General features: G+C 72.5%; 7 protein-coding genes. 5 read left to right on the top strand and 2 right to left on the bottom strand.

Going from position 1 to position 6,054, the window contains the following annotated elements:
- Positions 1-63 precede the first annotated feature (63 nt).
- Positions 64-825: a precorrin-3B C(17)-methyltransferase gene (gene cobJ / locus I53_RS00180; protein WP_043345289.1), complete on the top strand. Its 762-nt coding sequence runs from the start codon at positions 64-66 to the stop codon at positions 823-825.
- Here cobJ and I53_RS00175 read toward each other — a convergent pair.
- Positions 792-1,559 (bottom strand): cobalt-precorrin-6A reductase, encoded by a 768-nt coding sequence (locus I53_RS00175; protein ID WP_251982160.1) that lies wholly within the window; start codon positions 1,557-1,559, stop codon positions 792-794. The two genes, cobJ and I53_RS00175, sit on opposite strands and share 34 nt — an antisense overlap.
- Before the next feature lie 28 nt (positions 1,560-1,587).
- On the opposite strand from I53_RS00175, the gene I53_RS00170 reads away from it, so the two are divergent.
- From I53_RS00170 to I53_RS00155, 4 genes are read left to right on the top strand one after another with little or no spacing between them, the layout of a single operon-like run.
- A complete protein-coding gene (locus tag I53_RS00170) occupies positions 1,588-2,823 on the top strand; it encodes a bifunctional cobalt-precorrin-7 (C(5))-methyltransferase/cobalt-precorrin-6B (C(15))-methyltransferase (RefSeq protein WP_043345285.1) in 1,236 nt (411 codons plus the stop codon).
- On the top strand, positions 2,802-3,224 hold the full coding sequence (locus tag I53_RS00165; RefSeq protein WP_043345283.1) for a cobalamin biosynthesis protein: 423 nt from the start codon (positions 2,802-2,804) through the stop codon (positions 3,222-3,224). The genes I53_RS00170 and I53_RS00165 overlap by 22 nt, the downstream gene beginning before the upstream one ends.
- Entirely contained in the window at positions 3,221-3,997 is a 777-nt protein-coding gene (gene cobM, locus I53_RS00160; RefSeq protein WP_043345280.1) for a precorrin-4 C(11)-methyltransferase, read from the top strand. The genes I53_RS00165 and cobM overlap by 4 nt, the downstream gene beginning before the upstream one ends.
- Positions 3,994-5,313, top strand: coding sequence for a cobyrinate a,c-diamide synthase (locus I53_RS00155; protein ID WP_043345279.1), 1,320 nt, complete (start codon positions 3,994-3,996; stop codon positions 5,311-5,313). The genes cobM and I53_RS00155 overlap by 4 nt, the downstream gene beginning before the upstream one ends.
- A gap of 59 nt (positions 5,314-5,372) precedes the next feature.
- On the opposite strand, the gene I53_RS00150 is transcribed toward I53_RS00155, so the two are convergent.
- On the bottom strand, positions 5,373-5,807 hold the full coding sequence (locus I53_RS00150) for a helix-turn-helix transcriptional regulator (protein ID WP_078947404.1): 435 nt from the start codon (positions 5,805-5,807) through the stop codon (positions 5,373-5,375).
- Positions 5,808-6,054: the final 247 nt, after the last annotated feature.

Here is a 6,054-nt window from a genome sequence, read left to right as displayed (position 1 = left end):
GACAGGCCGACGACGACGCACCCTACTTCTCCTGGTCCTTCTGCCCGGAGAGGGACGGCGGCCGTGAGCGGAAGCCTTGCCGTCGTCGGCCTCGGCCCGGGCGACGCCGCGCTGCTGACCGAGTCCGCCCGCCGGGCGCTGGATGCGGCGGAGGATGTCGTCGGCTACTTCCCCTATGTCGCCCGTGTGCCCGAGCGACCCGGCCTGGTCCGACATGCCAGCGACAATCGGGTGGAGGTCGACCGGGCGCGCCACGCGCTGCAGCTCGCCGCCTCCGGACGACGGGTCGCGGTCGTCTCCGGCGGCGATCCGGGGGTCTTCGCCATGGCGGCGGCGGTGTTCGAGGCGGTGGAGCAGGGCGAGCCTGACTGGCGCGACCTCGCGATCACCGTGGAGCCGGGCGTCACCGCCATGCTGGCTGCCGCTGCCCGGCTCGGCGCGCCCCTCGGCGGCGATTTCTGCGCGCTGTCCCTCTCGGACAACCTGAAGCCCTGGCCGGTGGTGACCGCGCGGCTGGAGGCGGTGCTGCGCGCCGACTTCGTGATCGCGCTCTACAATCCGATCTCCGCCGCCAGGCCCTGGCAGCTCGGGGCGGCTCTGGAGATCGCGTCCGGGATCCGCGCGCCCCACACGCCGGTGATGTTCGCCCGCGCCATCAGCCGGCCGGACGAGGCGATCCGGGTCGCGACCCTCGCCGAGGCGCGCGACGTGCCGGCCGACATGGCCACGATGGTCATCCTGGGCGCCTCGACGACGCGGCTGATCCCGCGCGCCGGCCGGACGCCCTTCGTCTACACGGCCCGCAAGGTTGAGGAACCGGCGTGATCGCCCGCCTCCAGCCAGCGGAGGGCGCCCGCAGCGTCCGGGACGCTCGGCACGTCGGGCTTGCCCGGCCGGCGCACCATGACGACGGGGATTCCGAGGGTGCGCGCCGCCGCGATCTTGCCGTAGGTCGCCGCCCCGCCGGCATTCTTGCTGACGAGAATCTCGATGCCGCTCGTGCGCATGAGCGCAGCCTCCGACGCGACATCGAAGGGCCCGCGGGCTTCCAGGGCGGTGAGGTGCGGCACCGGCAGGATCCCGCCCAACGGCTCGACCGTGCGCGCCAGATAGGTGTGTTGGGGGGCCGCCGCGAAGACCCCGGCCTCCTGCCGGCCGATCGTCAGGAACACGCGCCGCGGCGCGGATCCGAGGGCGGCGACCGCCTCATCCATCCGGTCGACCTCGATCCAGAGATCGCCGGGCTCGCGCGTCCAGGCGGGTCTGCGGATCGCGAGGATCGGCACCGCCGTCAGGGCGGCTGCGCACGCCGCATGGTGCGACATCGTCGCGGCGAAGGGATGGGTCGCGTCGATCAGGCAATCGATCGCGTCGGCTTTCAGGTAGTCGGCGAGGCCCTCGATCCCGCCGAATCCGCCGATCCGGGTCGGCACGGGCTCGGGCTTCGGCGCGGCCGTCCGGCCGGCCAGCGAGAGCGTCACGGACAGATCCGCCCGACCAGCGAGCGACCGGACCAGGGTGCTCGCCTCGCCGGTCCCGCCGAGGATCAGAATCCGCATCGTGCCGCTCGTCGGGAACGCCGTGTCCATGGACGCCTTGTCCATGAGCCCTGAGGCGCTGTCGAGCTTACCCTGGCTGTCGATCGTCGGCATCGGCGAGGACGGGCGGGCCGGATTGACGCCGGCCGCCGCCGCCGCGCTTGATGCCGCCCGCGTGGTCTATGGCGGCCGACGCCATCTCGCCCTCGCGGGTCCGCTCGATGCGGAGACGCGGCCCTGGCCGAGCCCGATCCACGAGGCCTATCCGGAGATTCTCGCGCGGCGGGGGCAGCCGACCTGCCTCCTCGCTACCGGCGACCCCTTCCACTATGGCATCGGCGCCGAGATCGCCCGGATGGTGCCGGCGGCCGAGATCCGCGCCTTCCCGCAGCCTTCGGCCTTCAGCCTCGCCTGTGCGCGGCTCGGCTGGCCGCTGGCCGAATGCGCGCTGGTCACGCTCCATGGCCGCGCGCTGACCCGGATCGTGCCGCATCTCCAGCCCGGGGCGCGGGTGCTCGTGCTGTCCTGGGACGGCACGACCCCCGGCGCGCTCGCCGCATTGCTTTGCGCGCGGGGCTTCGGCGCGTCGACGCTGACGGTGCTGGAAGCGATGGGCGGCCCGAATGAACGGGTCGGTACGACCCGCGCGGACGCGTTCGACCGCGCCGACATCGACGCGCTGAACACGGTGGCGATCGCGGTGGCGGGGCCCGGTCACGCCCTTCCCCTCGCCCCGGGCCTCGACGACGGCCTGTTCGAGAATGACGGCCAGCTCACCAAGGCCGAGATCCGGGCTCTGACCCTATCGGCGCTCCGTCCGCATCCGGGCCTGCATCTCTGGGATGTCGGCGCCGGCGCAGGCTCGATCGCGATCGAGTGGATGCTCCGTCACTGGAGCCTGCGCGCCACGGCGATCGAGGGACGCCCGGACCGGGCCGAGCGCATCCGTCGCAACGCCGTCGCCCTGGGGACGCCGGACCTCTCCGTCGTCGTCGGCACCGCCCCCGGGGCACTCGAGGGCCTGCCGACGCCGGATGCGGTCTTCATCGGTGGCGGCGTCTCCGAGCCCGGGGTCCTGCCAGCGGTGCTTGCGGCCCTCCGGAGCGGTGGTCGCTGCGTGGCCAATGCCGTCACCCTCGAAGGCGAGGCCGCGCTGCTCGCGGCCTTCGCGGCGCAGGGCGGAAGCCTGCGTCGCTACGGTGTCGAGCGGGCGAGCCCGGTCGGCGGGATGCATGGCTGGCGCACCGCCATGCCGGTGACCCAATGGGCCTGGACCAAGCCGTGACCGGATTGCTGGTCGCCGGGATCGGCTTCCGTCGGGGGACCGACGCCGACGAGATCGCGGCGCTGATCGAGCGCGCGCTCGCGGCGCTCGGTGCCGACCGGTCGAGCCTGACGGCCGTCGCCACGGCGGCCGACCGGGCCGCAGAGCCGGCGATCCGCGCGGCGACGGCACGGTTCGGCCTGTCGCCCCAGCCCGTGGCAGCCGCCGCGCTGCAGGCGCGTGACGCCGAGATCGTCACCCGCTCGGCGCGGATCGAACAGCTGCGCGGCGTCGGCTCGCTGGCCGAGGCGACGGCCCTGGCCGGCGCCGGGCCGCAGAGCCGCCTCGCCCTGCCGCGGATCACGAGCGCCGGCGCCACTTGCGCCCTGGCCGTCCGATGCGACACGACACGGGACACATGACCGTTCATTTCATCGGCGCCGGACCCGGCGCGGCCGACCTGATCACGGTGCGCGGGCGCGACCGCATCGCGGCCTGTCCCGTCTGCCTCTACGCCGGATCGCTCGTGGCCCCCGAGATCCTGGGCTGGTGTCCGCCCGGCGCCCGGATCGTCGACACGGCCCCCCTCGACCTCGACGCCATCATGGCGGAGATCCGGACGGCGCACACGGCCGGACAGGACGTGGCACGCCTCCATTCCGGGGACCTATCGATCTGGAGCGCGCTGGCCGAGCAGATGCGCCGGCTCGACGCGCTGGCGATTCCCTACACGGTAACGCCGGGCGTCCCGGCCTTCGCCGCCGCAGCCGCTCTGCTGCGCCGCGAATTGACGGTCCCCGGCGTGGCGCAGACCGTGGTCCTGACCCGAACCTCAGGCCGCGCGAGCGCCATGCCCGAGGGAGAAACCCTGTCGGCCTATGCGGCCACCGGGGCGACCCTGGCGATCCACCTGTCGATTCATGTAGTCGAGGCGGTCGCCGCGGAACTGATCCCGTTCTACGGGCCGTCCTGCCCGGCGGCGGCTGTGTTCCGGGCCTCCTGGCCCGACGAGCGGGCGCTGGTCGGCGATCTCGCTACGCTGCCCGGCCTCGTCGCGGCGGCCGGCCTGGAGCGCACCGCCCTGATCCTGGTTGGGCCCGCCCTCGGCGCCGCGGGCTTCCGCGAGAGCGCGCTCTATGCGCCCGATTACGACCGGCGATACCGGCCCGGCGGCACCGTGGGCCAGCCGTCGTGAGCGCCCCCGGCCTCCTCGTCGCGGCGCCGCGCTCCAGCTCCGGCAAGACGACCGTGACCCTCGCTCTGATGCGCGCCCTCACCCGGCGCGGCCTGCGGGTCCGCGGCGCGAAATGCGGTCCGGACTACATCGACCCGGCCTTTCACCAAGCCGCCACCGGCCATCCGAGCTTCAATCTCGACAGCTTCGCCATGGCGACGCCCCTCCTCGACACGCTCGCGGGCGAGACGGCGGCGGCGGCGGATGTGGTGATCGCCGAGGGCTCCATGGGCCTGTTCGACGGCGTCCGGGCAGCCGAGAACCGGACCGGGGCGAATGCCGACATCGCGGCGCGCTACGGCTGGCCGGTCGTGCTCGTGGTGGACGTGTCGGGCGCGGCGCAATCGGCGGCTGCAGTGGCGCTGGGCTGCACGCTCTACGATCCCCGCGTGCGGATCGCCGGGGTCATCCTCAACAAAGTGGCGAGCGACCGCCATCGCCGGCTCGTCGAAGCCGGCATGGAGCGCGCTGGATTGCCGGTGCTCGGCGCCCTGATGCGCGACGCACAGCTGGTCCTGCCCGAACGCCATCTCGGGCTCGTCCAGGCCGGCGAGACCGCGGATCTCACCGCCCGCCTCGACCGGCTGGCCGACCTCGCGGAAGCCGGTATCGACCTCGACGCCGTCCTGGCCAGTGCGGGCGGCGCCGTGCCAACCTCCGGCGGCCGGCTGCCGCGGCCGCCCGGACAACGCGTGGCGGTCGCTCGGGACGCGGCGTTCAGCTTCCTCTATCCGCACCTTGCGACCGGGTGGCGGTTGGCCGGTGCCGAACTCGTCCCCTTCTCACCCCTCGCCGACGAAGGCCCACCGGAGGATTGCGACGTCTGCTGGCTGCCGGGCGGCTATCCCGAACTGCATGCGGGCCGGATCGCCGGCGCCACCCGTTTCCTGGACGGGCTGCGCGGCTTTGCCGAGACACGCCCCGTCCACGGAGAGTGCGGCGGCTACATGGTCCTCGGGCAGACGCTTCAGGACGCCGACGGCACCACCCATCCCATGGCGGGCCTCCTCCCGGTGGCGACATCCTATCACCGCCGCAAGTTGCATCTCGGCTATCGCGTCGCGCGGCTCTGCGGATCCGGCATGCTCGGAGAAGACGGGGCGCGCCTCATCGGCCACGAGTTCCACTACGCCACCGAGCTCTCGCCGATCGCACCGGAGGCATCAGCGCTCGCCCGCGTTTCGGATGCGGAGGGTGTGGACCTGGGGTTTGCCGGACATCGGGTCGGCCCCGTCACCGGCAGCTTCTTCCATCTGATCGCGGCTGACGCACCCTGAAACCGTCCCGGATGCAGCCGCCTCCGGGCCGCGCCGGGCGAGGCCCGCCAGCCCGCCTGTCAGGCCGGATCCGCCGCCGGCGCCGCCGTGCGGTTCTGCGCCAGGCGCGCGGCGCTGCGGACCAGCGCCAGCACATCGCGGCGCATCTGCTCATCCTCGATCTGGGCGTAGGCGCGCAGAAGCTCGATGGCACCGTGGGCGCTGAGGAAGCCGAACACGTCCTCCTGGGCGTTCTCGCGGGGCTCGGTCTCCTCGAAGAACGCGGAAACCGGAACTTCGAGAAGGCGCGCGATCTCCCGCAACCGGCCGGCGCCGACCCGGTTCTGACCCTTCTCGTATTTCTGGACCTGCTGAAAGGTCACCCCAACCGCATTGCCGAGAGCGGTCTGGCTCATGCCCCGCGCCTTGCGCAGGGCTGTGATGCGAATCCCGACGAGACGATCGACGTCGGTGGTCTGCTTCGGCATCGTTTGCCCAGGGGAATCCTTCTCCATGGAGTGGGATGCATCCTCCTGCGAATGCGGTGTTTTCGCCTCGCTATCGCGCCGCTTCACCGCCCGCCCCTAAGTCGCATGTCGTGCACGCCGTGTGGCCGGTCATCCCTGCCGCTCATGCGGCTATAGCCCTGATCCCGACACAGGTGGCGTGCACCGCAGTTGGACACCAAGTTGTCAAGCTTCGCAAGTCAAAGGTTACAGCTTCTAGTTTAAGTACACACATCTGTGCAACATTGTTGCGGAA

The sequence above is a fragment of the Methylobacterium sp. B1 genome (assembly GCF_000333255.1).
In the GTDB taxonomy this organism is placed as follows: domain Bacteria; phylum Pseudomonadota; class Alphaproteobacteria; order Rhizobiales; family Beijerinckiaceae; genus Methylobacterium; species Methylobacterium fujisawaense.
Note: the sequence above shows the minus strand (reverse complement) of the source record. Positions and strands in the feature narration are given on the sequence as shown.